Origin of the sequence: Treponema phagedenis, from assembly GCF_008153345.1 — a bacterium.
GTDB lineage: Bacteria > Spirochaetota > Spirochaetia > Treponematales > Treponemataceae > Treponema > Treponema phagedenis.
This window is the reverse complement of the sequence record NZ_CP042818.1, coordinates 3,330,653-3,357,544: the sequence shown is the minus strand read 5'-3', so window position 1 is coordinate 3,357,544 and position 26,892 is coordinate 3,330,653. Positions and strand designations below refer to the sequence as shown.

The 26,892-nt window shown below is 41.3% G+C and carries 19 protein-coding genes; 10 read left to right on the top strand and 9 right to left on the bottom strand.

Features of this window, described 5'->3' with window-relative positions:
* The first annotated feature begins 1 nt into the window (after position 1).
* The 4 genes from FUT79_RS14870 to hflX all read left to right on the top strand — a co-directional run bounded on the left by FUT79_RS14870 (position 2) and on the right by hflX (position 5,753).
* A complete protein-coding gene (locus FUT79_RS14870; RefSeq protein ID WP_002695704.1) occupies positions 2-592 on the top strand; it encodes an MptD family putative ECF transporter S component in 591 nt (196 codons plus the stop codon).
* A gap of 771 nt (positions 593-1,363) precedes the next feature.
* Entirely contained in the window at positions 1,364-3,310 is a 1,947-nt protein-coding gene (gene ligA / locus FUT79_RS14865) for an NAD-dependent DNA ligase LigA (RefSeq protein WP_148889773.1), read from the top strand.
* Between the two features lie 13 nt (positions 3,311-3,323).
* Positions 3,324-3,944 carry a hypothetical protein gene (locus FUT79_RS14860; protein ID WP_148879391.1) on the top strand — a complete coding sequence of 207 codons (621 nt, stop codon included), beginning with the start codon at positions 3,324-3,326 and terminating at the stop codon, positions 3,942-3,944.
* Positions 3,945-4,592: 648 nt separating this feature from the next.
* Positions 4,593-5,753 carry a GTPase HflX gene (gene hflX / locus FUT79_RS14855; protein WP_148889772.1) on the top strand — a complete coding sequence of 387 codons (1,161 nt, stop codon included), beginning with the start codon at positions 4,593-4,595 and terminating at the stop codon, positions 5,751-5,753.
* A gap of 491 nt (positions 5,754-6,244) precedes the next feature.
* On the opposite strand, the gene FUT79_RS14850 is transcribed toward hflX, so the two are convergent.
* On the bottom strand, positions 6,245-7,018 hold the full coding sequence (locus FUT79_RS14850) for a DUF1295 domain-containing protein (protein ID WP_002700362.1): 774 nt from the start codon (positions 7,016-7,018) through the stop codon (positions 6,245-6,247).
* Positions 7,019-7,404: 386 nt separating this feature from the next.
* On the opposite strand from FUT79_RS14850, the gene FUT79_RS14845 reads away from it, so the two are divergent.
* The 4 genes from FUT79_RS14845 (at position 7,405) to FUT79_RS14835 (ending at position 14,581) form a co-directional block, all read left to right on the top strand.
* Positions 7,405-8,109, top strand: a complete 705-nt coding sequence (locus FUT79_RS14845; RefSeq protein WP_148889771.1) for a Bax inhibitor-1/YccA family protein — start codon at positions 7,405-7,407, stop codon at positions 8,107-8,109.
* Between the two features lie 71 nt (positions 8,110-8,180).
* Positions 8,181-8,372, top strand: a complete 192-nt coding sequence (locus FUT79_RS15225) for a hypothetical protein (protein ID WP_039915616.1) — start codon at positions 8,181-8,183, stop codon at positions 8,370-8,372.
* Positions 8,335-11,208: an excinuclease ABC subunit UvrA gene (uvrA, locus tag FUT79_RS14840; RefSeq protein WP_039915614.1), complete on the top strand. Its 2,874-nt coding sequence runs from the start codon at positions 8,335-8,337 to the stop codon at positions 11,206-11,208. Before FUT79_RS15225 ends, uvrA begins: the two co-directional genes overlap by 38 nt.
* The gene (locus FUT79_RS14835; RefSeq protein WP_044634631.1) at positions 11,201-14,581 is read left to right on the top strand and encodes an LPS-assembly protein LptD; all 3,381 of its coding nucleotides are present in this window, start codon (positions 11,201-11,203) and stop codon (positions 14,579-14,581) included. The genes uvrA and FUT79_RS14835 overlap by 8 nt, the downstream gene beginning before the upstream one ends.
* Before the next feature lie 202 nt (positions 14,582-14,783).
* Here the strand turns inward: FUT79_RS14835 and hutG are convergent, their stop codons facing one another.
* From hutG to sufC, 7 genes are all read right to left on the bottom strand, one after another.
* Positions 14,784-15,788 carry a formimidoylglutamase gene (hutG, locus tag FUT79_RS14830; protein ID WP_039915611.1) on the bottom strand — a complete coding sequence of 335 codons (1,005 nt, stop codon included), beginning with the start codon at positions 15,786-15,788 and terminating at the stop codon, positions 14,784-14,786.
* Positions 15,789-16,134: 346 nt separating this feature from the next.
* Positions 16,135-17,013: a phosphodiester glycosidase family protein gene (locus tag FUT79_RS14825; protein WP_024752791.1), complete on the bottom strand. Its 879-nt coding sequence runs from the start codon at positions 17,011-17,013 to the stop codon at positions 16,135-16,137.
* Positions 17,014-17,025: 12 nt separating this feature from the next.
* Positions 17,026-17,457, bottom strand: coding sequence for a Fe-S cluster assembly sulfur transfer protein SufU (sufU, locus tag FUT79_RS14820; protein WP_024752790.1), 432 nt, complete (start codon positions 17,455-17,457; stop codon positions 17,026-17,028).
* 71 nt (positions 17,458-17,528) lie between these two features.
* Positions 17,529-18,728, bottom strand: coding sequence for a SufS family cysteine desulfurase (locus FUT79_RS14815; protein WP_148879389.1), 1,200 nt, complete (start codon positions 18,726-18,728; stop codon positions 17,529-17,531).
* 9 nt (positions 18,729-18,737) lie between these two features.
* On the bottom strand, positions 18,738-19,832 hold the full coding sequence (sufD, locus tag FUT79_RS14810) for a Fe-S cluster assembly protein SufD (RefSeq protein WP_024752788.1): 1,095 nt from the start codon (positions 19,830-19,832) through the stop codon (positions 18,738-18,740).
* A 20-nt stretch (positions 19,833-19,852) separates the two neighbouring features.
* A complete protein-coding gene (gene sufB, locus FUT79_RS14805) occupies positions 19,853-21,334 on the bottom strand; it encodes a Fe-S cluster assembly protein SufB (RefSeq protein WP_024752787.1) in 1,482 nt (493 codons plus the stop codon).
* A complete protein-coding gene (gene sufC / locus FUT79_RS14800; RefSeq protein WP_002700341.1) occupies positions 21,331-22,074 on the bottom strand; it encodes a Fe-S cluster assembly ATPase SufC in 744 nt (247 codons plus the stop codon). Before sufC ends, sufB begins: the two co-directional genes overlap by 4 nt.
* A gap of 736 nt (positions 22,075-22,810) precedes the next feature.
* Here sufC and FUT79_RS14790 point away from each other — a divergent pair.
* Both FUT79_RS14790 and FUT79_RS14785 read left to right on the top strand, forming a co-directional pair.
* Entirely contained in the window at positions 22,811-23,461 is a 651-nt protein-coding gene (locus tag FUT79_RS14790) for a plasmid pRiA4b ORF-3 family protein (protein ID WP_044634630.1), read from the top strand.
* A 120-nt stretch (positions 23,462-23,581) separates the two neighbouring features.
* Positions 23,582-25,246: an SPOR domain-containing protein gene (locus FUT79_RS14785; protein WP_024752785.1), complete on the top strand. Its 1,665-nt coding sequence runs from the start codon at positions 23,582-23,584 to the stop codon at positions 25,244-25,246.
* Between the two features lie 563 nt (positions 25,247-25,809).
* On the opposite strand, the gene FUT79_RS14775 is transcribed toward FUT79_RS14785, so the two are convergent.
* Positions 25,810-26,883, bottom strand: a complete 1,074-nt coding sequence (locus tag FUT79_RS14775) for an aldose 1-epimerase family protein (RefSeq protein WP_024752783.1) — start codon at positions 26,881-26,883, stop codon at positions 25,810-25,812.
* Between the last annotated feature and the right edge of the window lie 9 nt (positions 26,884-26,892).

Below are 26,892 nucleotides of genomic sequence, written 5' to 3'. Positions count from 1 at the left end.
AATGGATGATAAAAAATTGAAAGGCAAAGACCTTATCACAATTGCTGTTTTTTCGGTACTAAATTACGTACTGTTTAGACTAGTCTCGCTCGTCGCCCTTATTCCGTGGGTTTATCCCTACGTGCCCGCAATCTCGCTCATCCCATGCGGAGTTGTCTGGGCATACTTACGGGTAAAAATTCAAAAACCCTTCGCTGTTTTATTGCAGTGTGCAATCATGACTGCGTTGACCTTTTTAGGCGGAACTCCGTGGTTTATCGCACTCGGATTATTGGCGGGCGGAATTGTCGCTGAGATTGTATCTGCTGTCGGCAAATATAAAAACTACAAGCTGCACACCGCGGGCTTTGCCTGCTTTGGCTTAGTTTACAATCTGGGCGTCTTCGGAATCATGCTGCTTGCACGCAATTACTACCTCGACTACATTCGCAGGCTCGGCGTAAAAACCGGCTACATAGAAAGCGTCATCGGTCTCATTACCTGGCAGCGGCTCTGCATTTCAAGCCTCTTGGTTATTGCAGGCGCTGTACTCGGCATGTACCTCGGCAAAGCCATGCTCAAAAAGCACTTTGAAAAAGCTTCGGTTATGTGATGAACTCGCTTTCAGTTTTGTATAAGAATTTGGGCGTTCCCCTCCGCTCCGCTTCGGGTCGGCGTACTACGGGCTTCGCTATCGCTTCGGCTATTTTGCGGCGGAAATTGCCGCCGCAAAATGATCCGGCTCGCAATTTTGAAAAATTGCTTCGCCGCCCTCCGTATGCCTCACGCTCGGTTTCTGTTTGCCGTCCATGGCAAACAGAAACCTGCGAGTTTGAAAACTTCTATCGTACGAATGTGGTAGTTTTCAAACTCGTTTTTGCGTGGAACCACCGCCGTCCGTGGCGGTTCTGAAGTTTGCCGTCCATGTACCCCGCTAAACGACGAGTTTGCTGCGCAAACATCGCTATTGCGTGGAACCACTGCCCTCCGTGGCAGTGCTGAGGTGGCGGGTATGAAGTTTGCATCTGTGTTAAAAAGTTTCCTGTTGGTTCAGCAGTACTTGGAAAAAGTTTATGGTTTTTGAATTGTCACGTTAGTCCGGCGTAGCGTTCTGTAATTAGCCTCCTGCTGTGCTGGTCAAGAAAACAACAGGCGGCTTGCGGATTCAGCATTACTCACTATGGTAAATTACCCACCGTAGCGAAGTTATAGTAAATTTTCAAAACTTTGCCCTTGTGCCGTGTCGCTCTCTTTTTATATCATGCATTAAAAAATGCTGTATCGAACTATAGATATATACAGTCCATAAAAACTTCTATCGTGTTTTGTATCTTGCTATCAGAACCCTGTTTTATTTTTTTGTTTTTTTTGGTAGAGTGTTTGCATGAAACGAAATCCGCGGGCTGTCGAGCTTGAAAAGCTTATCCGGTATCATCAAGATTTGTATTATAATAAAGAGGCAGAGATTCCGGACTCGGAGTTTGATGCGCTGTGGGACGAGCTGCGCGCTCTTGAGCCGGAGAATGAATTGTTTTTTACCGTCCCGAAAGAGTCAAGTGACGGTTTTCCGAAGGCAAGTCATATTATCCCGATGGGGAGTCAGGAGAAGGCGGCGAATCCCGAAGCGTTTACCGCATGGGCGCTTAAAATGCCTTTTACGCAGTTTCTTGTGCAGTATAAATTGGACGGCGCAAGTCTTGAGCTGCAATATGAGCGGGGAAGGTTTGTAAGGGCGGTTACCCGCGGTGACGGAAAAATCGGCGATGATATCACGGCGAATGTCAGGAAAATGCAGGGCGTCGTCAGTGAATTACAGGGCGAGTCCGCTCCTGCGGGGGCGCAGCCTTTTAGCGGCGGTATCCGCGGCGAAGTGTTGATGACAAAGGAAATCCATAAAAAGTTTTATGCCGACAAGGCAAATTGCCGAAACGCCGCAAACGGTTTGATGAAGCGCAAGGACGGCAGCGGCAGCGAGCATCTTTTGGTGATCTGCTATGATGCGGTGCAAGGCAGCCCTGAAAAGCCTTTTACCGGAACGGCGCCTTTTTCCACCGAGCTTGAAAAACTTGCATGGCTGAAGCGGAACGGTTTTAGTACGGTAGAAATACAGGTGTGCAACAGCATTCAGGAAGTTATCGATTGGCGCGCCCATGTGATGGACATACGGGAATCTCTTCCCTATGATATTGACGGGCTTGTGATAAAAAACAATCTTATTGACCCTGACGATGTTTCCCGCCCGCGCCCCGAAAAGCAAATTGCCTTTAAGTTCAGCTTGGAAGAAGCAATTACCACGCTGCGCGAAGTTGAATGGAGCGAATCGGGGGCGACTTATACGCCGATTGCGATAACCGACCCGGTGCGGCTTGCGGGCACAACCGTAAAACGGGCAAACCTTGCAAACCCGAATATGATTACAGACATGAATCTTAAAATCGGCAGCAAGGTGGTTATTACAAAACGCGGAGAGATTATTCCAAAGATAGAAACCTTGGTGGAAAACACGGACGAGTGCACGGAGATTCCGATGCCCACTGTTTGCGGCACCTGCGGCAGCTCTCTGCTGAATGAAGGCACGCGCCTTTTTTGCCCAAATGCGGCATGTCCAAAACTCATTCATCACCGGATTGAAAAATGGATTGCAACTCTTGACATACGGGATTTCGGAATCAATTTAATTCAGCGTTTGTTTGACTCAAACAAAGTGAATTCAATTGTAGATTTGTACACGCTTACGGTTGAAGACCTTGCAAGTATTGAACGCATGGGCGAGATTTCCGCAAAAAAAGTGCACAGCGCTTTACATGCAAAAAAAGAGATAAGCCTCGAAACCTTTATTGCTGGCTTTGATATTGACGGCATCGGAGTTACCATGGTGGAAAAACTGACGCAGGCGGGGTTTAATACGCTGGATAAACTGTTTGAAGCGGATGAGCAAAAGTTTTCAACCGTGTATCAATTCGGCGAAGTGCTGGCACAAAACTTGGTGCGGGGCTTACAAACATTAAAAGCGGAAATGACCGCACTGATTGAAAAAGGTTTTATCACCATTAAACCGCCCGCCGCACCGGACGAAAATGCTCCGCTGCACGGCATGAGTTTTTGTTTTACCGGAGAGCTTACCGCAATAAAGCGCTCCGAAGCGGAGCAGCTGGTAAAGGAAAAAGGCGGTTCGGTAAAATCATCGGTTACAAAGGGCTTAAGTTATCTGGTAACAAACACGCCGGAATCGGGCTCCGCAAAAAATAAAAAGGCACAGCAGCTTGGCACCGCAATTATAACCGAAGAAGCATTTTTTGCGCTTCTTCAAAAAGAACATAAAACGGAATAACTATCGAGGAATTATGAGAAGGGGATTTAACAAATTCTTTTTTCAACACAGAAAACGTAATATTACTATTGTCGCCGCGGTAAGCTTTGTTTTTTTAGCAAGCTTCGCCGCATTGCATTATTATGATGTAATGCTGACGCGGATACAAAAAGAGTTTGAATCCTATTCGTTGGTGAATAGTTTTCTGCCCTGCGTGATGACTTCCTACGGCAGAAGCGGCGACACTCTCAGTGCGCGCTTTGCCTTTTCCACTCCGGCCGGGAAACCGCTCGGAATATACGAACGCTCATGGGAAGGCTGGGAATTAAAAATGGAATACATCCGTTTCCCGACAAAAAAAGGCTTCCTTATTTTTCCCTACAAAATATACTCCGATGCCGGATACGGCAGCGGCATTCGCCTCTTCAAGTATTACAAAATAAAAGGAGAGCCGGGCATTTACACCGATCTGCTGTCGTCAAGCCAGCAAAAAGCGCTGAAAGACCTTTTCTTTTTAATCAGAAGTTTTACCTTGGGAATGCAGCTATTCGGAGATATAAAAATCGAAACAATTCGCATCCGCACCTTTGAAAAAGACACCGACTACCAACTTTTTATTGACAATTTAGGATTGGTCTATTTTAGAAAATCGTAAGCGCAGCATAAAATGATTTGAGGATCGATGTCAATGTACCGCAGGCATAATTTTGCCGTCCGTGGTAAAATTATGCCTGTCTGCGTGGAACCACGGGCGTCTATGCCCGTTCTGAAATTTATATTCCTCTGGTGCAGGGGTGCCGCAATGCCCCTGCATGCGAAGCATAAGCCAAAAACGCCCTGCGTCAGCAGCAACTGTAATCCGGGGTCTAAGGGGCAGCGCCCCTTGTTCATGCGCAAGCCCTGACTAAAATATACAAGAGCTTTATAAAACTGAAAAATATAAACAAAAAACATAGTGTAGCGTTTTGTAATTAACTTCCTGTTATAAAAATCGGGGTATCAACAATAAAGGACTGCGGATTTAAGCATTCCTATGGTAAATTACTCACCGTTGCGCCGTGTCGAGCTCTTTTTTATAAAACTTTTACGTTTTTGGTAAGATGCATTAAAAAACGAATCGATTTATTAAAAAAACGTTATAATAGATTTTTACAATCACTGATTATACATTGCAAATTTATCACTATTATGCAACAATAAAAACAATAAACAAAGCGATAGCTTGACGTCTTGTATCCATGGACTTATTTTTAATTAAATAGATTTTGAAAAATCATACTATGTTAAAGAGGTTAAACAGAGTTTGAATTTACAGGAACTAAAACAAGAACAAAAAAAGGCTCTATTGATTTTTACTGATGTATATTCCGAAAAAATCATCGGCAATTACAATGTGAAAAGTTTTGCCGCTTTGAAGGCTATCGAGGAGGAAGAATTAAAAAATCTTACAGAAACAATTTTTGTAAATCCTGTTTTTTCTTTACGCTTTAATATAAACACTCGAAATCCCGCAACCTTTGTAGGCTCTGGGCAACTTGAAAAAATCGCCGAAACCGCATCCGAAGAAAATGCCGATGTAATTATTTTTAACAGCGATTTAAGCCCGCGCGTTCAGCGAAACCTTGAAGCAGCTTTAGACCTTTGTGTGATTGACCGCCGGGAAGTTATTATCCAAATTTTTGCCGACCGAGCGCAAACCCGTGAAGCGGTTTTACAAGCACAGCTTGCTCGACTTGAATATTCTATGCCTCGCTTGACCCGCCGCTGGACAGGACTTGCGCAACAACGCGGAGGAGTAAAAGGCTCGCGCGGTGCCGGTGAAAAAAAACTTGAGCTGGACAGACGACGGGTGCGAACTGAAATTACAAGATTAAAAAATGAGGTTGAGAAAGTTCGCGTGCAACGAACTGTACAACGGAAAAACCGTATTTTCGGCAGCAAAAAAATCGGTGCGATTGTCGGATACACAAATAGCGGTAAATCTTCGCTTTTAAAAAAACTTTCCGGTACTGAAATTTTTACCGAAGATAAACTCTTTGCAACCCTCGATGCCGAAACAAGAAAAATCTATTTTGAAAATGAACTTGGAAGTGCGCAATTTCTACTTACCGACACGGTAGGCTTTGTCAGCAATCTACCGCATCAGCTCATTGATGCTTTCCGCTCAACATTAGAGGAAGCCGCCATCGCTGATTTTTTACTGATAATCTGTGATGCCTCTCATCCCGCGATGCGCGAATGCTTAAATGTAACGATGGAAGTTTTACACGAGCTTAATTGTGCCGACAAACCTACTGTTATTGCAATAAATAAAATGGACGCCCCCTTTGATCCGACAGAGATTATGGCGCTGAAAACTCAGCATCCTGAAGCGGTAGAAATCTCGGTAAAAACCGGACTCGGCATAGAAAATTTAAAAACCGCTCTTTTTAAACAAGTGCAGAACAGAACAAAAACGCATTGAAGAGTTCGACTCCAGCAGCATTTAAAAGCATCACCGAAAAATTATAAAACGCCGATAGTAAAATTAAAACTCGCAAAGCGCTTGTATTATTTTTTATAAAAAGAGTCCGACACAACGGTTTAGTTTTTGACGTCCTTGTCAAAAACTAAACCACGAGTTTTAAAGCTTTGTAAATAGTTTTACTTTAAAACATCGTTGCTGTTTGGAACCACGGGCGTCCGTGCCCGTTCTGAGTTTTGCCTGTTTACGCTGGAGCATCAGGCAAAACATCGTTTGGAATTTAGTAAGGGTGAGTAAACTTATCATAGTGTTAAAAGTTTTATTCGCTCATGTATTCTGCTAAATCAAACTATCTCCTTTTACAATCGGCAGCAAAAGAATTTTTATAAAAGGATTCGCTTATTGAAAAGCTTACAACATTTTTTTTCATAATGGGTAAGACTGAGTATCGGTAAGGTAAAATTATTTATATTACAATTAGAATGGTATTTTTAAAAAATAAAAGGAAAGACGCATTTAGGTTTAAGGGCTGCATATTCCGCAGGAAATTCCGTTCTATATTTTTTATTAATAGCGTAGGCACGCGGTACTAAATTAGCGGCTGTCCAAAAAGCAAATAAAACACCGACCATGCTCCATGATAAAAGCGCAAAACCGCACCATTCTAAAATTTCGCCGAAATAGTTTGCACTTGATACATAGCGATACATTCTCTTATGCGGAAAATAATGCGCGGTATCTCCGGCTTTTCTGAGGGAACGAATATATTTATCGGAATCTATGTTTATCGCCATGCCTAAAAGAAAAATCAGCGCACCGATTATAAAGCGCGGGTCATAAAGCCATGAAACCTGATACATATCTTTCGGCGAAAGGTAAAATAACCATGCACCAATTAAAAATGTATTTATCGTATTAAACACTACGCCCATTAATACAATTGATAAAGGCATCTTACTTTTCCCTTTAAGCAAAAATGGAAAGATTAAAACTCTTTGTGTGTAATGCAAAATAAAAAAAAGCCCTATTATTATTCTGACGAAATTTTCAGGAGTTGCCCAAACACACATCAATACAATCATTGTAATCAGTGTCGGTACTTCCATAATAAACCATGCCGCTTTATTATTAAAAGAATAACCCCATTTTTTATCGATCATTTTACCGTAACCCGCAGGAACAAAGAATAAAACAACAAAACAAATAAGCCCAAAAACAAAAAGCACGAGTTGCGCAACAGTAAAAGCAAACAAAAGTTTTTCCATAGGCTTGAGTATATGGACTTCGATATCATACGTCAAGGTAACGGACTTTTCATGCTAGGGCTTACGCATGAAAAAAACAACCGCAAGGGCGGCAGGCCGTACGTCAAAATGTACAGGGATTCATTCCGCATAACGCCGTGACGAATTTTTCAAACGTAGAGTACTCCTCTTTGTACTGACCCCTCGAGGCCTTTACGATACCACTGTTAAACCTTGCGGATGTCGTATAACGGCTATTACCCAAACCTTCCAAGCTGGAGACGAGGATGCGGCTCCTTTCATCCACTGTTATTCAAACCGCAACGCTTTCCGTACACATTTTTCAATGAACTACCTATTTAGATGTACAATTGACAGTCACTACCATTGTCTTGTATATTAACGTCATGAATGAGACAACGCTACATGATCTTTCATTGCAGCAAGCCAATGAGAAAATTACACAGCGGTTTTTAGCCGCAGTTTATGGATGGATGGTAGCAGCTTTGGCTATCAGCGGGTTTTCTGCTTTTTTAGTCATCAACAGTGAAGCTGCCTTATTATTTATTTTCGGTAATAAGCTTGTATTTTTTGGTCTTATTATTGCAGAGGTTTTACTTGTTGCCGGATTATCAGCCGGTATCAGAAAAATAAGTTTTACAACCGCTGCACTTGCCTTTATCGGCTATTCCATACTGAACGGCATTACCTTATCAGCTATTTTCTTTATCTACACCGGCGGTTCTATTACCCGGATCTTCCTCACCACGGCATTGATGTTCAGTGTAATGAGCATCTACGGTATGACAACAAATACCGATTTGAATTCTGCAGGGCGTTATTTAATGATGGCCGTAATCGGGCTTGTTATTGCATCCCTCGTTAATATGTTCCTCCGTTCATCATCATTTGACTGGCTTCTTTCTTTTATCACGGTCGGCGTATTCACCGGGCTCACCGCCTATGATAGTCAAAAAATTTTGCAAATATCACAACATGCGCGGCAGGACGATGCCTACCGAAAAGTAGCCCTTATCGGTGCTCTTAAATTGTATCTTGACTTTATTAACATCTTCCTCGCCCTCCTCCGCTTATTTGGTAAAAAACGCTAGTACAGCGGTTTTTAATACACCTTACAAAAATCAAGACAATTTTATAAAAAGGAGTTCGACACGGCGCAACGGTGAGTAAACTTACCATAGGAATGTTTTATTCGGTAAGCTTTAAAGAAAAAAGTCCGCTTCCTTTTTTGCGGAAGGTACCGGCAGAGAAGTGTGCCGATGTCCTTAAAAAATTTGCATTGCATAAACTTGTAAAACCTTTTATAATACCGCCCTATGCAAAAGCAGGATTCTCAGTTAAAAAGCGTGAATAAGCTCGTTATTAGGGGCGCACGAGAGCATAATCTTCAAAATATTGATGTGGAACTTCCACGTGATAAGCTGGTGGTTATTTCAGGGCTGTCTGGTTCGGGGAAGAGTTCGCTTGCCTTTGATACTATTTTTGCCGAGGGGCAGCGCCGGTATGTTGAGTCTCTTTCTGCGTATGCGCGGCAGTTTTTGGGCAGGATGGATAAGCCCGATGTTGATTATATCGGCGGTTTGTCGCCCGCCATTTCTATTGAACAAAAAACAACACACCGTAATCCGCGCTCTACGGTCGGCACGGTTACCGAAATATACGATTATTATCGGCTTTTGTATGCCCGAATCGGGCATGCGCATTGTCCAAATTGCGGGAAGGAAATTCAGGAGCAAACGGTTGACCAAATTATCGACACGATTATGACTTGGAACGAGGGGACGCGCATTCAGCTTTTGTCTCCGATTATTAAAGGCAAAAAAGGAGAGCATCAAAAAATTATTGAGGATGCACAAAAGGCGGGGTTTGTGCGGGCGCGCATTGACGGGCTTATCGTCAATTTAGAGGACGGAATAAAGCTTGATAAACAAAAAAAGCATACGATTGAGTTGATTGTTGATCGTATTCAGCTTTCAAAAGATGTGCGCAAGCGGCTTGCAGAGTCGGTGGAAACGGCGCTTGAAAGTTCCGGCGGCACGCTTATTGTGCTGACGCAGGCATCAAAGGATTCTCTGCAGAATGAGGTGTTTTTTTCACAAAAGAATGCCTGTCCCGATTGCGGTATTTCCATGCCTGAGCTGCAGCCGCGGCTTTTTTCGTTTAATAATCCCTTTGGCGCCTGTCCCGAATGTACCGGACTCGGGGCAAAGCAGGCGTTTGATTTTAATCTTCTTGTACCTGATAAAACACTTTCTTTTAATGAGGGTGCTTTTTTAACCTTCAAGCCCGATTCCGCGTGGAATTATGCGCGTTTTGCCGCATTGGCGGAAAAGTATGGGTTTTCTCTTGATACGCCGGTGAATAAGCTTTCCAAAAAAGCGCTTTCAGTAATCATGTACGGTACCGGCTCGGAACCTATTCATTTTACCTATGAGCGGGAAGACGGCTCGCGGAAGGCAAGTTATAATCGTCCGTGGCTGGGCGTGTTTTCGGAAATGCAGCGGAAGTATAATGAAGCGTATTCCAATGCACAGCGGGAAAGTTATGAGCGGTATATGTCTGTTTCTCAGTGTGAGGCATGCAAGGGGCGGCGTTTAAAGCCCGAAGCCTTGGCGGTTACGGTTGGCGGGAAGAATATCTATGAGCTTACCCTTCTTTCCGTGTCGGACTCTATTGAATTTTTTAAAAATCTAAAAATAAGCGAAACCGAGCAGGTAATTGCGCAGCAAATTTTAAAAGAGATCACTTCCCGCCTTGATTTTATGCAGAATGTGGGACTTGATTATTTAACGCTGGAGCGGAAGGCGGCAACGCTTTCAGGCGGCGAGGCACAGCGAATTCGGCTTGCAACGCAGATCGGCTCAAGTTTGATCGGCGTGTTGTATATTCTTGATGAGCCTTCAATCGGTTTACATCAGCGGGATAATGAGCGGCTGATTAATACGCTCACTTATTTGCGCGATATCGGTAATACGGTTTTGGTTGTGGAGCATGATGAGCAAACGCTGCGTACCGCCGATTATATTGTCGATTTGGGGCCGGGCGCCGGTGTGCACGGCGGGAAGATTATTGCGGCGGGAACGCCTGCTGAAGTGATGCGGGTAAAAGAAAGCCTTACTGGGCAGTATCTTGCCGGCACGCTGACAATGGAGGTGCCGAAAGAGCGGCGTAAGGGGAACGGACATGTGTTGCGGCTTTCCGGTGTAACCGAGCATAATTTAAAAAACGTGTCGGTGGACATACCGCTCGGTACTTTTACCTGTATTACAGGCGTTTCCGGTTCGGGGAAGTCAACCCTGCTAACCGATATTTTGTATCCGGCTGTTTCCAATCGCTTGATGCGCAGTAGCCTGCCCGAGGGTGCGTATAAAAAAATTGAGGGTTTGGAGCATATTGATAAGGTAATAAACATAGATCAGAGTCCGATCGGCAGAACGCCGCGCTCAAACCCCGCAACCTATGTGGGTGTGTTTACCGGCATTCGAGACCTTTTTGCAAGTTTGCCCGATTCTAAGATGCGCGGATATAAGCCGGGCAGGTTTTCGTTTAATGTGCGGGGCGGCAGATGTGAGCATTGCCGCGGGGACGGCACCATCACCATCGAGATGAATTTTTTACCCGATGTGTATATTACCTGCGATGTGTGCCGGGGCAAGCGTTTTAATAAAGAGACCTTGGATATTCGGTATAAAGGAAAAAATATTGCCGATGTATTAAATCTTACGGTTGAAGAAGCCGCCGATTTTTTTGCGCCTATTCCGCATATTGCGCGTAAGCTTGAAACCCTGCTTTCGGTTGGCTTGGGGTATATTAAGCTGGGACAGTCGGCCTTAACGCTTTCGGGCGGCGAGGCGCAGCGGGTGAAGCTTGCAAATGAGCTTGCAAAGCGTTCAACCGGCAAAACTTTGTACATTCTTGATGAGCCTACCACCGGTTTACATTTTGCCGATGTAAAGCAATTGATGGCGGTTATTCAGCGTTTGGTAGAGCAGGGAAATACGGTAGTGATGATCGAGCATAATCTTGATGTTATTTTACAGGCAGATAAGCTTATTGATCTTGGCCCCGAAGGCGGAGTAAACGGCGGTGAAATTATTGCCGAAGGAACGCCCGAAGAGCTTGCGGCGGTGAAAAATTCATATACCGGATTTTATGTAAAGGAAATGCTTGAGCGAAACATACATGAATAAGCTTCTCGGTTGTGTCGGTATTCTTTTTTTTCTTTCTACTTTTGTATTTGCTGCGGAAAAGTCTGAAACCTTGCGGACTGTTACGATTAATTCCGCGCGGGAAATGCAGTATGTAAAAATGCCGGGTGCAAAAAAGCCCGACTCGGAAAATGAAAAATCGGATTCCGATTCGGCGCCGCAAGAAGATCCCGGGGCGGTAGGAGGCGATGCAAAGCCTTCCTCTAAGAGTGAAAAAGAAGAGTCCGACTCATCGGTAAAAGAAGATAAAAAATCCGATGCTAAAACGGCTGAGGAAACCGAACAGCCAGCTGACGATGACAAAGATGAAATTGTCATATTTTCAGGCAATGTTTCGATTTCAGTTGCCGACGGAGATTCCACTTCTACCATTACCGCCGACCAAATTATTTATAATAGATCAATGGATATGCTGCATGCATCTGGCGGCGTATTTTATGAGCGCAAGATTGGAGAAAAATCGGGGCAAACTTTTAAAGGAGAAAAACTTCTTTTTAATATAAAAGAGATGACCGGCGTCTTTCTTGACGGTGCAATTCGACAGGAGCCGGTGCGAAAAAAACAAAATCCTTTTTTTATTCAATCCAATGTTGTCGGGCGTGATGCAAGCGGTGTGGTAACTTTTAAAAACGGAATACTAAGCACTAGCGACGAAGAATATCCGCTGTGGTCAATCAAGGCAAGCAGGATATGGCTTTTACCCGGAAATGAGCTTGCCTTTGCCAACGGTTATTTTTCAATCGGAGTGGTTCCCATTTTTTATCTGCCGTTTTTTTATTACCCCGCCGACGAGATGATTACTCATCCGGTATTCGGGTTCAGAAATCGTGAAGGTGCTTTTGTGCAGACAACCACCTATATTATTGGCAGAAAACCGCTGCCAAAACAGGAAGAAGGATCAACCTTTTCAAACTTTCTTTTAAGCGATTCTTTAAAAGAGCAAAAACTTGAAGGTCTTTTTTTTAAAAACCTCGAAACGCCGGCAAGCAATACAAATCCCAGTTATTTAAAACTTATTGCGGATTATTATTCGGGGCTTGGCGGTCTTGTGGGGCTTGACGGCAAATTTGAACCGAAAAGCTCTGCAGTAAAAAAAATTAACTTTTCTGTTTTTTTTGGTGTTTCCCGTACGCTGTATAAACAGAGCAGTACGCCTTTGTACTCAATATATGATAGAAAAGGCGAATCTCACATGAGTAAATCTTATCTTTTCGGTAAGAAAATGCCTTTTCGATATAAGTCAACATTTTCTTTTAATTTAAATAAGGCTCCTTTTACCCTTGATATTGATTTTCCTTTGGTTTCCGATCCTTTTTTCAAATCCGATTATTTTAATCGTGAAGAAGATATGAATTGGTTTAAATATCTTTTAAATAAAGATAAACTTGCGGATGCTAAAGGCGCGTCTTCTGAAGATTCTTTTTCATGGATTTTTAAAACATCGCTCCGTCCATCAATTAAACAAATTTCTCCGTGGATAAGTTCTTTCGGTATAGACAGTGCTTCTTTTCGTGTTGATTTTAGATCAAAATCAAACAAAGATCTTTCAGTGGAAGAAATTTTGAACTCTCCCGAGCGAAAGTTTTTTTATCAGCAATTGATGCGACCTGAAATTCGCAGCTCAATATCCGGTACGCTGATAAATAATGAAATGTTTAAATCCAAAAAAAAGCCTGCAGATTCACTTGCTCCTGAAGGGATAAAAAACCCTTTTATTGAAGAGCAAAAACAGGAATCCGCAAAAGAACAAGACAAAGAAAAAGAAGAATCAAAAGATGCTGTAGAGGAAAACAAACATGAAACTGAAAAAACGCCAAACGAAGAAGAGCCTCTTTTTTTAGATGTGTTTATTCCGGCGTTCAAGATTAAGAATTCATCATCCGATTTAAGAAGTAAATATCGTTCGGTTGATTTTTCTCTTTCATACACGGGTGATGTTACGGGTTTGCAGGAAACTATTTTTGATTCCGATAACTGGCATAAACCGGAGGATGTTAAGTGGAAAGAGTTTAAAACAAAATTCTTTCAGTATAAAGGGAAGGTCGGACTCAGTTCAAAAATATCGTATGCCAAAGACTTTCTCAGTTTATCAAATAGCCTTGAATTTTCAGGCAACCAACAAGGGCATAACTATGTAAAAAATACTGCTTCGGAAGCAAAGTCAAAAAAAGCAAATTATGAGGCAAGTGTTTACAGTTTAAAAAATTCCAACACACTTACGATAAAACCCTTTTCTGATTTTCCCATGTTTAATCCGATAGCAATTAGTTGGAATTTATCGGAGATACTGATAAAAAATAAATTTACCGGCACGGTAGATACTCCCGAATGGACGGTTGAAAAACTAAAATGGCATAAAGACTTTATTACTGCGCATACGGTAGGACTTACCGTTGGGGTTGTTCTAAATGAATATACCCAAAAGATGGCTTTTACCGCTAACTTGCCGCCGCTTTTACAAGCATATTCCGCTGAAACAAGCTTCACATTTCCCTATGGATCGCTTTCTTTTTCCTCAAAACTATTTGAGAAAGAAAAAGAAAAGAAAAAATGGTTTTGGGATCCCTTTGTTTCAAAACTTACCTTTTCGCTTCCGTACTCAATCGGACTTACGCAAGAATATTCATACAATATAGAAGAAAAAAGCAGCGAACGATATCTGATTTCTTTTGCTCGAAAGGGTTTATCCGCTTCGTATACGATGAATAGAGATATGCGTTATGTGCTTGACCCGCGAAAAGGATGGGTGTCAAAATCAAAAGATAAAAGGTTTTTACCGAATACCATAGGAATTAATTATTCAAATTCTTCAAATCCGTTTAAGATATATTCATGGAAAAATCGGCTTGCGGTGGATCTTTCTTTTTCAAGTTCGTTGCAAATTCATTTACAAAAAATTACGGACAGCTATTTTACCTTTACACCTTCCGTCACTTTTAAAATACATGAATTTTGGGATTTATCCTTTGGCTCTACTAGCAGGAATGACAGCATAGCCCGCTACTTTCAAAGATTTTTAAATCTTCCGGTGGTAATACCCGGCGAAACAAATATTTTAAAAGACTTACTTGCTTCTTTTTATTTTTGGGATATAAATGCCCGGAAGTCTTCGGGGTTTAAACTGAAATCTTTAAATGTCGGATTAACGCATTATTTAAAAGATTGGACAATGAAATTTACCTATGCGATAAGCCCGCAAAAAAAGGATAAAATTGTTGCAGGAAAAAAACAATTCTATTATGAATTTACACCGACCATTACATTTGTAGTGGAATGGAATCCGATTTCAGATATTAAAGTAAAAACTGAAAAAAAGGAAAAGAAATTCACGTTGAGTAGAGGCGAGATAAAATAACCCGAGTATGTGAAAACAAGGCATACGCATGAATAAAAAGCGTATGCCTTTTGTGTCCTCATTTTAAAACTTTTTCTCCGTATATTAATCTTTTAAAAGGAATCTTTTTTTGCAGCAGTTTTGGTGTATAAATTTTTTGTATTCAACGAAATAATTACATCTCTTACGTAGTGCATGATAAGCGTTGAAGGTTTGTTTTATATCACCGATATTTATCCAGCGCCATAACTACCGTATAGATTAAAGCGGCGGCAAGGGAAGCTGTTGTGCTGTCTTGATCAAAGCGCGGAGATACTTCCGCAATGTCAAAGCTTACAACTTTTTTAAACGAAAAGATATGCTTTAAGAACACCAAAAGTTTTTCCGGATCAAGTCCGAGCGGTTGCGGAGCGGAAACCCCCGGCGCATACGATGTTGAAAAGACATCGGCGCAAATGGTAACATATATTTTGTCTTGCGCTTTTAAAAACTCATCAAGCTTTTCTATTTGTGTGTACAAATCCCCGTGTACAATTTCTTTTGCCAACACATATTGAATTCCCACTTCATCTGCATACTTAAACAAACTGTTGGTATTTGAGTGCTTTTGTATTCCCATCACCATATATGCGAACGGCAAATTGTTTTCTTTGTTTAAATCATGAATTTGCCGAAACATGGTACCGCTTGACGCTCCCGTTTCTTTATACGGCCTTGTGTCAAAGTGAGCATCAAAATTTATTATTCCGATTTTTTGTTTTTGTTCCGCGCACTCATTGAAATGTTTAAACAACCCTAAATAATGCCCGAATGCTGTTTCATGTCCGCCGCCGAGAACTATAGGAAATAAATTAAGTGAAAGAATTTTGTCTACCGCTTCGGCAAGAGAGTCTTGGGCTTCTCGCAAAGACAGATCGTCTATGAACACATTTCCGCAATCGAAGAGTTTTAATTTTTTGTCAAATTGACACGGCAGGTTCGCCAATTGTCGTCTGATACTTTTCGGTCCGTTTGCCGCACCGACTCTGCCTTTGTTAAGATTAATTCCATAATCACACATAAAACCGATTATGCCGATTCCTACCGTACCGTCAAAAGGCTGCAAGCTTTCATCGTTCAAATCTAAAATTTGAATCCATTGATGCCACCTAAATGAATCATAATCATCAACCGAATCAACTCTGCCTGTCCATGAATTTAAATCTTCTGTAATATAATTTCTAATCATATTATCACCTCGTCCATTTGCTCGTAAACTCATAAATCAATATTTGATATGAATACTAAATTTTGAGCCACTAAAAACTGCAGCTTTTTCATTATACGCATTCGCATGCTTTGGTCAACGGAAAAATCACAAAAGAACTTTCCCGCATTTTTAAGGGCTGCCGTTTCTACGTTTATGTGACATAAAATTTTTTTTGTAAAAGAATCCGACACGACGCAACGGTGGGCAGCTTACCATAGGAATGCGTAAATCCGGTAAGATGCCTGTTAATGATTCGATGAAAAATAGGTACAGTGTTTGTAGCATTAAATTGTTTTCAGGTATGAATTACAGAAAACACTCCGCATCATTTATGTATAACAAAACCTAAACAGGAAGCGACTCTTCGTAAAGGCAAAAAGGCGATAGTCGGGGCGATGACTTTATAAGCGCCGTTCTTTTTTACCACAAGAGTTGAAGAGCCGCCGCCGTCAAGGTGTAAGCCGTCTTCCGCGCCGAATCTTTTTAAAAACAGTGCGGTTGATTCAAAATCCAAACCCTGACTTCGTTTTGTATTCTCCGCTTCAACTAATAAAAGGATAAGCGTTTTTCCGTTGTTCGCGATTCCAACGGCGGTACGGCTGTCTCCAACCTTAATGCTTGAATCAAGAATTTTTCCGTTGCGCAAAATAGTATAAATGCCGCTTACCGCAAAGGCAATATTTTCTGGGATATCTTTTTGAGAATCAATTATAAGTGCCTGTTTATCGTTTGTAAAAAGCAAGGCGGCATAATGCGGATTCGGGGCACTTAAAACTTCTCCTTCGGAAATATGTATTCCGATTATTTTTCTTGTTCTGCCAAAAAGCATTGAGCCGTACTCAAACATTGCGGCGTTAATTGCCGCCGATGCTTTATTTCTTTTTGCAAACCGTAAAACCGTTTCAGCCTTCATGCTGCCGTCATAGCCGTTTTCTTTTTTGATGAATTGTTTTTTTTCAGATGTTACGATCGAAAGATGCGGGTTGGTTAAATCTATCCGCACCGCATGCAAAATAAGCGGCATGTTTTTTATACGGATTTCCGCAAGCTCAATACCGTCTTCAATTTTTTGCCACTGCGGTTCAATGGCTAATTCTTCTTTTGTCGGTATTTTCGGATTAAGAAGCGGCGGGGTTGCACACGAAGAAAGGACAAATAAAAAAAGAAAAAGTAAAATGCTTTTTAGTTTTTTGTTTGCGTACATTGGTTACGGCATTTATTTTTCTTTATTCAAAAGCACATCGGCACTGTGCCAGCTTAAGGTTGCGCATTTTATGCGTGCGGGCATTGAGGCAAAGTATTCAAGTATCTGTGCATCTTCAAGTAAGTCTTTTTCTTCTTCGCCGACCGGTTCTTTGTTCATCATTTTAAAAAAAATAGCTATTTTTTGCTTTGCTTCTTCTACGGGTTTGCCTTCAATCAGTTCTATAAGCATATTGGTTGACGCGGTAGAAATAGCGCAGCCTGTTCCGAGAAAACTCGCCTCTTGAATAATACCGTTCTCTTCTTTTAATAAAAGTGTAAGATCATCGCCGCAGCTTGGATTATGCCCGCGCTCAATTTTCACTTGTCCTTCAAGCTCATGTTTGTGTTCTTTATTGCGTGAATACTCTAAAATCGTTTGTTGATAAATTGTATCAATGTCCATATTTTCTCCGATAAAAATTTATGCGCGACAGTAATTGCGCCGCTGCGTACAAAAGTTTTTGCCCGCCGAACTCAACTATTAAACACCTGCTGTACTTTTTTTAAAGCTTCAACCATAACATCAATATCTTCCCTTGTATTATAAATACTGATGCTTGCTCTGCAGCATGAGTTTATTCCAAGATAGTTCATAAGCGGCTGCGTGCAATGGTGCCCGCTTCGCACCATCACCCCATACTCATTTAAAATATATGCAGTGTCATGCGAGTGTACATCTTTGACATTAAAAGCAATAATGCCGGCATTGTTTTTTTCTTGCATATGATAAGTTTCGATAAAGTCAAGTTTTTTAAATTCCGAAAGTGCATAGCGGTATACTTCGCCGATAACAGCTGCAATATTTTGATATCCGATTTTTTGAATATACTCAATCGCATACTTTAACGAAACGATTGCAGCTGAATCCAATGTTCCGCCCTCATATTTGTGCGGGGCTTCTTTGTACTCACTTTTTTCTTCGCTTACGTATTCAATCATTTCTCCGCCGTATAAAAATGGCGGCATTTTTTTTAAGAGTGCGGCCTTGCCGTACAACACGCCTACGCCGAAAGCGGAAAAAAACTTATGTCCGGAAAATACCATGAAGTCGCAATCAAGCTCGCTTACGTTTTGCGGAGCGTGCATAATCGCCTGTGCGGAATCTACTATTGCAATCGCACCAACGTCATGAGCTTTGCGCACAACTTCTTGCACGGGGTTTACTGCTCCGGTTGCGTTTACAACCGCCGAAAGAGCAACAATTTTTGTGCGCTCGTTAAGTTTAGCGGAAAAATCCTGCATGTCGATGCTGCCGTCTTTTTGTAAATATACAAACCTGAGCTTAGCTCCGGTTTTCTCCGCTGCATATTGCCAAGTAACCAAGTTTGCATGATGATTTGAAACGGGAATAAGAATCTCATCATCTTTTTGCAGAAAGGGCAAAGCATAACAATAGGCAAGAATGTTTAAAGACTCGGTGCAGTTTTTTGTAAAGACAATATCATCGGGATTTTTCGCACCGATAAACTCCGTAACTTTTTTTCGTGTTTCTTCAACTAAAAGAGAAGAGGCAATCGCCAATGAGTGAGAACCCCTGCCCGCATTACCGTTTGCGTCGGTAAAATATTTTTGCAGTCCGTCAAGCACTACCTGCGGACGCTGAGATGTTGCAGCAGAATCCAAATAGTGAATCTTTGGGTTCCGCGCTAATAACGGAAAATCATTTTTATACATAGCTACACCTTATGCCTTCATCTCTTCGAGATGAATATCGAATTCGTCTACCAATGTTTGCCGAATATCATTATCTTCAATCATGGCAAACACCGGTTTAAAGGCGGCTTCAATAATAAGTTTTTTTGCACTGAACTCATCAAAACCGCGCGTCATTAAATAATAGAGTTTGTCTCCGTCGATTGCTTCAAAGCTTGCAGCGTGTTCGCCAACCACATCATCTTCATCGCAAAAAATAGTGGGAATGCTTGTGCCGACAGCGGTTTTATTCAGCATGATAGTGTTGTCCGAAAACCTTGCGATTGAATGACTGCAGCCTTTGTTTAAAAAAATATTTCCTCGAAATATTTTTTTTGCCGTATTCTTTAACGCCCCGCGCGCTGCAATCAACCCGTGCGAATTTTGTCCGTTAATAATAAAGTTTTGCTCTAAATCCATTCTGCGATCGTTGTCTGCAAAATATAACGGATAAATCTGCACATCCGCCCACTCTTCTTTCATATATGTTGAGTTCGACACGCCGACTGTTTTTCCGCCAAGTTGAATATCGTAAAGCCGCACTGCGGATTTTTCGCCCGCATCAATTTTCATAGTTTCAAAGTTCGTACCGGTGGGCGTAATGTTTTGCACCTTAATAAACTCAAGCTCGGAATTTTTTCCCGCACGCACCGTGATAAGTCCGTTCCTGAAAATTGCCGTTTCCGGAATTGTTTTAGAATCAAGATAGAAAAATATTTTTGCCCGAGCTCCTTCTTCAATTTCAATATAGCTTTGGTCAAACAAAACAGAGTTTTCATCATCAAATGAAAAATGAATAAACACTTCGGATGCCGCAGAGTTTTTCGGAATGCGGATATGCACGCCGGCATTCCGTTTTGTTTTTACCTCTTCGGTATAAAGCTTTCCCAAGCCGCAATATTTTTCCCGCTCCGACTTGGTAAAATCAAAAACTTTTCTGCTATACTCGGCGGGTGCGGTTTGTAAAAAATCTTCTACAGGCTGCCATTCGCCGTTCTGCACCTTCACTCTCATGTTTGAAAAAGGACGCGAATCGATATCTTCTTTTGTATAATCAAGACGCTTAAAATAATTATTTGCTTTCATAATCTATTCCTGCACAATGGTTATCCGATTGTGCCTTCAAGTTCTATTGTAATGAGATTGTTTAATTCAACCGCATATTCCAAGGGCAGCTCTTTTGAAATTGGCTCGACAAAACCTTTGATGATTAAAGACTTCGCTGTTGCCTCATCAAGCCCGCGCTGCATAAGATAAAACACCATCGTGTCGCTTATCCTTCCGATTTTTGCTTCGTGCCCGATATCAACATTATCGGTATGCACATCGATAAAAGGAATGGTGTCGGTTCTGGACTCGTTATCAAGCATAAGCGATTCGCATTCGGCAACTGCCTTTGCGCCGTCCGCATTTGGGCCGATATATAAGAGCCCGCGATAATTTGCCTCACCGCCGTTTTTTGAAATTGACCGAGAGTGCATTTCCGAAACGGTGTTCTTGCCTAAGTGAACAGTTTTTGTGCCGGTGTCAAGGCACTGTCCCGCTGAAGCAAAGGTTACGCCGGTGAACTCGGAGCGCGCACGATCTCCTTTCAAAATGCTCATCGGGTAAAGCATTGTAACCCGCGAGCCGAAAGAACCCGACACCCATTCAACAGCGCCGTCTTCTTCAACTAAGGCTCGTTTGGTATTTAGGTTATACAGATTGCGTGACCAGTTTTCTATTGTTGAGTATCGCAGGGTTGCGCCCTTTTTAACATAGAGTTCGACCGCTCCCGCATGCAGGGCGTTTTTATAATATTTCGGTGCGCTGCAGCCTTCGATAAAATGAAGATATGCACCTTCATCAACAATAATGAGTGTGTGCTCAAACTGTCCGGACTGTTTTGCATTCAACCGGAAATATGACTGCAAAGGCAAATCAACCTTTACCCCCTTCGGCACATAAACAAAAGAGCCGCCCGACCAAACAGCGCCGTGCAGGGAGGCAAACTTATGATCATTCGGTTTAATCAACTGCATAAAATGCTCTTTTACAATTGCTTCGTATTCATGCACTGCTGTGTCCATATCGAGGTACACCACGCCCTGATTTTCAAGGTCTTGTTTTAAACTGTGATACACCACCTCTGAATCATATTGCGCACCAACACCCGCAAGCGACGTGCGCTCCGCCTCAGGAATGCCGAGCCGATCAAAAGTTTTTTTAATATCCTCCGGCACATCGTCCCAGTTATCCGCCATCGGTTTTGAATCAGAGACAATATAGTGAATAATCTCTTCTATATTAAGGTCTGAAATATCGGGGCCCCAATTCGGCACCGGCGTATCAATAAAATACTGCAATGATTGCAGCCGCAAATCAAGCATCCATTTTGGCTCATTTTTGCGCTCTGATATTTTTTTTACAACGTCGGCATTTAAGCCGAAGCCGGTGGAAAAAGCATAATCGATGGTATCTTTTATATCGTATATTCCGCGGTCAATATCGGAAACATAGGTTTTTTTTCTGGTTTGAAAAAGAGCCTCATCTTCCGCTTCATTGGCTGCAACGGAATCATTGGTAACTTTTGTATTTTCTTTATTCATATATTCTCTTGTATGTTTGCATAGCCATGCTTTTCAATATATTCTACTAAAGCCATATCGCCTGTTTTAACAATGGTGCCGTCTATTAGAATATGCACAAAGTCAGGCTTGATATAGTCAAGTACCTTATTGTGATGTGTGATAATTAAAATCCCCATATCATCGGTGCGAATCTTCGAGACTCCTTCAAAAACAATTTTTGTTGCATCAATATCAAGTCCCGAATCCGTTTCATCAAGGATTGCAAGCTTCGGTTCAAGAATCGCAAGCTGCAAAATCTCATTCTTTTTTTTCTCGCCGCCTGAAAAACCTACGTTCAAGCTGCGGCCTGCATACTCTTCGTTAATATGCAAGTCTTTCATTTTTTCAAGGAGCAGGGAATGAAATTTAAATATCGAAATCTTTTTTCCCGATACTGCTTCTTTTGATGCACGCAGAAACTCTTCTATTTTGAGTCCGGGAATTTCTTCCGGGATTTGAAAAGAGAGGAAAATTCCCTTCCTCGCCCGCTCATGTACCGGCACCTCGTTTATAAGTTCGCCTTCAAAGAAGATTTTGCCCGAATCGATTGTAAATTTCGGATTGCCGACAATAGCGGCAGCCAATGTGGATTTTCCTGCCCCGTTCGGCCCCATTACCACATGCACTTCGCCTTTTTTTATATTCAAATTGAGGTTTTTGAGAATCTGCTTCTCATTCACCGACATTTGAAGCCCTTGTATATCCAAAAGTGTATCCATAATAACCTCTCGCTCGTCATCACAAAGTTATGTAACTTTGTTTTTACATACAAAAATATACCCATTTAAGGCAGAATTTTCAAGTGGAAAATTTTCCGGCTAAATTCGCTAAAATATGGAAGATTTTTGAAGGGATGAGGGATTGTTTTACATTCGGGGCTAACACTTTGCACACATATAAGAGTTCCTGAATCACAAGGGTGAGATTATTCCCCAAGCTTCATAAACCGCTGCAAAATGGAAGGATAAAAACACCGGTATACCATTTTTTTTGATATATTTTATACGAACTGTAAAAAATTTTATAAAAAGAGTTCGACACAACGGTTTCATTTTGCCATCCGTGGCAAAATGAAACCTATGAGTTTGAAAGCTCCTGTTTATATAGCTGTGGTAGTTTTCAAACTCATTTCTGCTTGGAACCACGGGCGTCCGTGCCCGTTCTGAGTTTTGACAACGGTGGGCAATTTACCATAGGAATGTTTAAATTTACAGTTCCTTATTGTTGATACACTTTCGAATGTAACCGTAATTACAAAACATTTAAATTCGCAGCCGTAATTTGAGCAGGAACAGCAAAAATTGCGGAAACTCATGGGCTAAGGTTTTAGCCATGCCTGATTTTCTATTTACAAAACAGTAACGCTTTTAAACATTCCTTATTCGCTGATTGCTTTTTATGATTATTTGCTTATAATAAGCTCATGAGTCCATGTTGCTCAAGGAGAAATTTTATATGACATACGTTTATACGTTTAAAGTACAATTAGTTGAGTTTGAAGATAAGATTTGGCGTGATATTGAAATTACTTCTGCGTCAAGTGTGGCAAAATTGGCTTATTCAATAATTGCGGCTTTTGGCGGAGACGGAAGCCATCTTTTCGGTATTCGGCATAACAATAATCGCTATGAGTTTATGCCCGAAGATGATTTTCAATTTTCATCCGATCCGCTAATTGACTCCGTTAAAACAAAGTTGTCAAAACTAAAGCTTACGGTAGGCGACACATTGATGATGGCATATGACTACGGTGCCGGCTGGGAATTCAGTATTGAGCTCATCTCAGCAACCGAAATGAACCCGCACAAAGGACGGCTCTATCCGCGTGTTACTGCCGGTGCAGGGAACGGCATTATTGAAAATAGCTTCCCCAGCCAGCTTGAAGAACTGATGGAGCATACTGATAAAACCGGCAAAACCCTTCATTTGTATTCTGAGTATGGCGGAGAGATGATTGAAGAAATAGACGAAGCAGCCGACCCCGATGATGTATTTGAAATTGAATGGGATTACAGAGAATTTGACTTAGAGGATCTTAGTATCTTTTTTCAAGACTTAGTTCAAAGAACGCAACATGCTTATGAATCCGGATTGTCGAATAAATAATTTTGAAAATGAAAATAAATATAATCAATGAATACAACGAAATAGTTTTTTCTACTTTCAATTTAGCAAACCTTATTGTATACTATCTTCAATCAATAGCATGAATACAGGTTGATTAAAATGAAAAAATTATTTTGTGTTTTATTGTTATGTACAACATCCGTTTTATGTTTTGCAGAAACGTGGTTTGTCTGCTTGAGTTCCTTTAGAATAGAAGCAAATGCAAAAAGATTTGTCAAAGTGCTCAAAAATAATGGGCTTTCTGCTGAGATCGATAAACAAGTTATCGGTGAAAAAGTTTTTTACCGCGTGCTTTTAACCGATCCGTTTGAGACAAGGCAAACTGCTCGGCAGAAAAAGGACACGCTTGCCGATTCTTCTTACGCTCAAAAACTTTCGTTTAAGGGCCTATGGATATGTACCGCAAGCGAGCACTTCAATAAACAGTATGCAGGCTCCATGCCGCATAATCGATCCCCCATATTAACTGAAAATATAGAGAACATCCCTTTATCGATAAAAGCTCCGTATTCCGTTTTAGTAAACCGATACAAAGAAGAGCAACGCGCGCAAACAGGAATGCGCCGGCTTAAAACACAAGGCGTTGATGCCTATGTTGTAAAAACCTATGATAACACTGAATATTTTTCTTTTGATCTGCATGCCGGAGCTTTTCCGTCGAAAGAGCAAGCCCTCAATTTACAAAAACAGCTCACCGAATCGGGTGTGAAAACTAAAAGCGTTTCTAATTACAATAATATTAAGAAAAGTATTGTACAGTATAATACTGTTGTTGCCGCAAAAGAAGTAACCGCCGGCTCCGGCAGCACGAATATTCCCGACTTATTTTCGCCTGCGGTTGCACAATGTATTCGTGAGTTTCCAATAAATGAAAATTTTCAAATTGAACGTTTATTTATTTTTGACTTTGACGAGATCCGTACAAGGACTGCGGAATTGGAAGCGGCTAGATCGGATTTGCCGAAACCGGATTTAGATATCAACGAAAAAACGCAGGCTGTCTCCTGCGTTGAATATTTGGATGATTTATTTAACAAGCGAATGAGCGTTATCGTTTACGCGGGTACCGCAGGCGCTTATTCATTTACTGCTGAAAATGCGAAAGGCAAATCTTTAGAGTTACATTCGCCAAGCGGAACATTGGATTGCCGCCTCATTAAAAAGGAAGATACATACCGTCTAATAGGTATTAACAAGGATAAAAATATTTTAGTTGAATTTGTAAGCAGTGATTTTTCGGAGAAAGAATTTGAATCTCTTCTGAACAATAGTTTTAATAACAGCAGTCTGTTGGTATATCCTGAAGTACGAAAAACGTTGTGTGTTTTGCCTAATAAAAATACAAACCAGCAGAGAGCATTTTTATTTTTTTCTTTAACACAGGTAGACCCCTCTTATGCAATAAACAGGAACAATGCCGACTGGGCTCGATCGGTTGTCGGACATTGGGAGGCGTCAGGTTTGTTTAGCGTTGAAAATAAGCCAACATATATTGACTTTTTCGATATGGATTATAATTATAATGCGGAAAAGTCTCACACTATGTTCAAAGTTTTTCGGCAAACAGGGACATCTAAAAATATAAATAATCATCCTGTCAAGATAAAAAATGCAAACGGATGGTATGCAAATGATATAGCTGATGGCCCCGAAGTTTCTTTTTCCGTTATGCAATACATTGTTGCTGTAGGAAACGGGGTTGATGCAAAATTAAGCGAAGAAGAACTTGTTTTGCTTTCAAAAGATTTACGGATATGGGAGTGATGATTCAGTAAACCCTATAATTGTACCGGAATATAAAAAGAACGCTGTAAAATAAAAACTCCTTTTTAAATTACCTGCATTGTCAAGTTAAGCCGAACAAGGATACATAAAATCCATAAAAACTTTTATCGCTGTTTTGCATTCGAAGCCGTCTTCCGGACTAAAATAAAGAGTGCGATTTTTGTATAAGAAACGGACTCTTGCTGTTAAGCGTTTATATGTCGATAACGGTTGTGATACCTGCTTTACTAACGTTTTACCGACTCATTATAAAGCTGATAGACGGAAAAATTACTGTCGTCCTTGAAGGATATGATTTGCTGCATATTTAAAGCTGATAAACAGGCAGCGTAAAATTTTCTGCCGGCTCTTCTTAGTATAACGTTTTTTTAATAAGTCGATTCGTTTTTTAATACATCTTACCCAAAACGTAAAAAATTTTATAAAAAAGAGTTCGACACGGCGCAACGGCGAGCAATTTACCATAGGAATGCTTAAATCCGCACTCCCTCATTGTTAGTGCTCCAATTTGTATAACCGGAAGTTAATTACAAAACGCTACATTAGAACATTGCTTGTATGGTTTTTGCCAATTTTTCTATTTCGGTATCGGAGTCTAAAACGGTAAACAGTAGATGAGCTGCGACGGAGGAAAATGCGGGAATGCTTGTCAATGTTCTCGCCGCTTTTTCCTCTTGCCTTCCGCGTAAAAGATTGGTTGCCGGCAAAATACCGAGTGCGTAATCACCCGACCCCATTGATTTCCACTCTCCCATAAAGGGCAGAACATTTTTGTTAAATTGAATATGCACCGCAAGCGTAAGCTTTTTGTTGACAACCAGTATATGAGACATACCGTTTGTATCAGCCGGAATATCATGGTAATATAAATGCTCTTCAAAGTTATCAATCGGCTTTGACATGCGGTACCGCTCAGCAAAATATTTTTTTGAACTTTCCGTTCTTGTTGCAGTTTGAGTTTTTGGAGGAAGGATAATTTCAGTGTCTTCGTCTAAAAAAGGATACCCGAAATTAAAATGGTACATCAATGAAAAGAACGTGTCGCGGCAGGTTTCATTTTCAATGAGATCTTTTATTTCGATAGTGTTTGAATCCATTTCTGTTGATATAGTTCGTGCAAGCGTCAGATTATGCCCAAACAAGCGGCTTTCTCTTGTTCTGCCGCCGACTTTAATGCGGAATATTCCGGATTCGTCATAAGCCGCTTCCGCAAAAATATTGTCGGCACTCATTGCGTGAATTCGTCCGTGAAGCGGTTGATACAATCCTTCATCGGTGTTTGCCGGACCGGAATTTTGCAAGCCGGTGGTATACATCATACCGCCGCCCGCATATGCTAAAAACTCATTTTCAACCGCCACAAATCGTTCAGGAGCAACCATTCTGTTTTTATAATAAAAGCCAAGGTTAATTCCCTTATACTCCATTTGATATATGTCCATGTTTTTACTTTCAAGAACGGTGAAATTGAGCCCTGATCCATTGCGCACTTCAATGGCAGCAATTCCCTTTTCCATTCCGCTGTTAAAGGTGTATCTTTTTATGCCTGCAATCTGATCAAGCGCACCGGTATATCGCAGTAGTTCATTTTTTGATTTACAATTAAAATTCATCATTACGGTTTT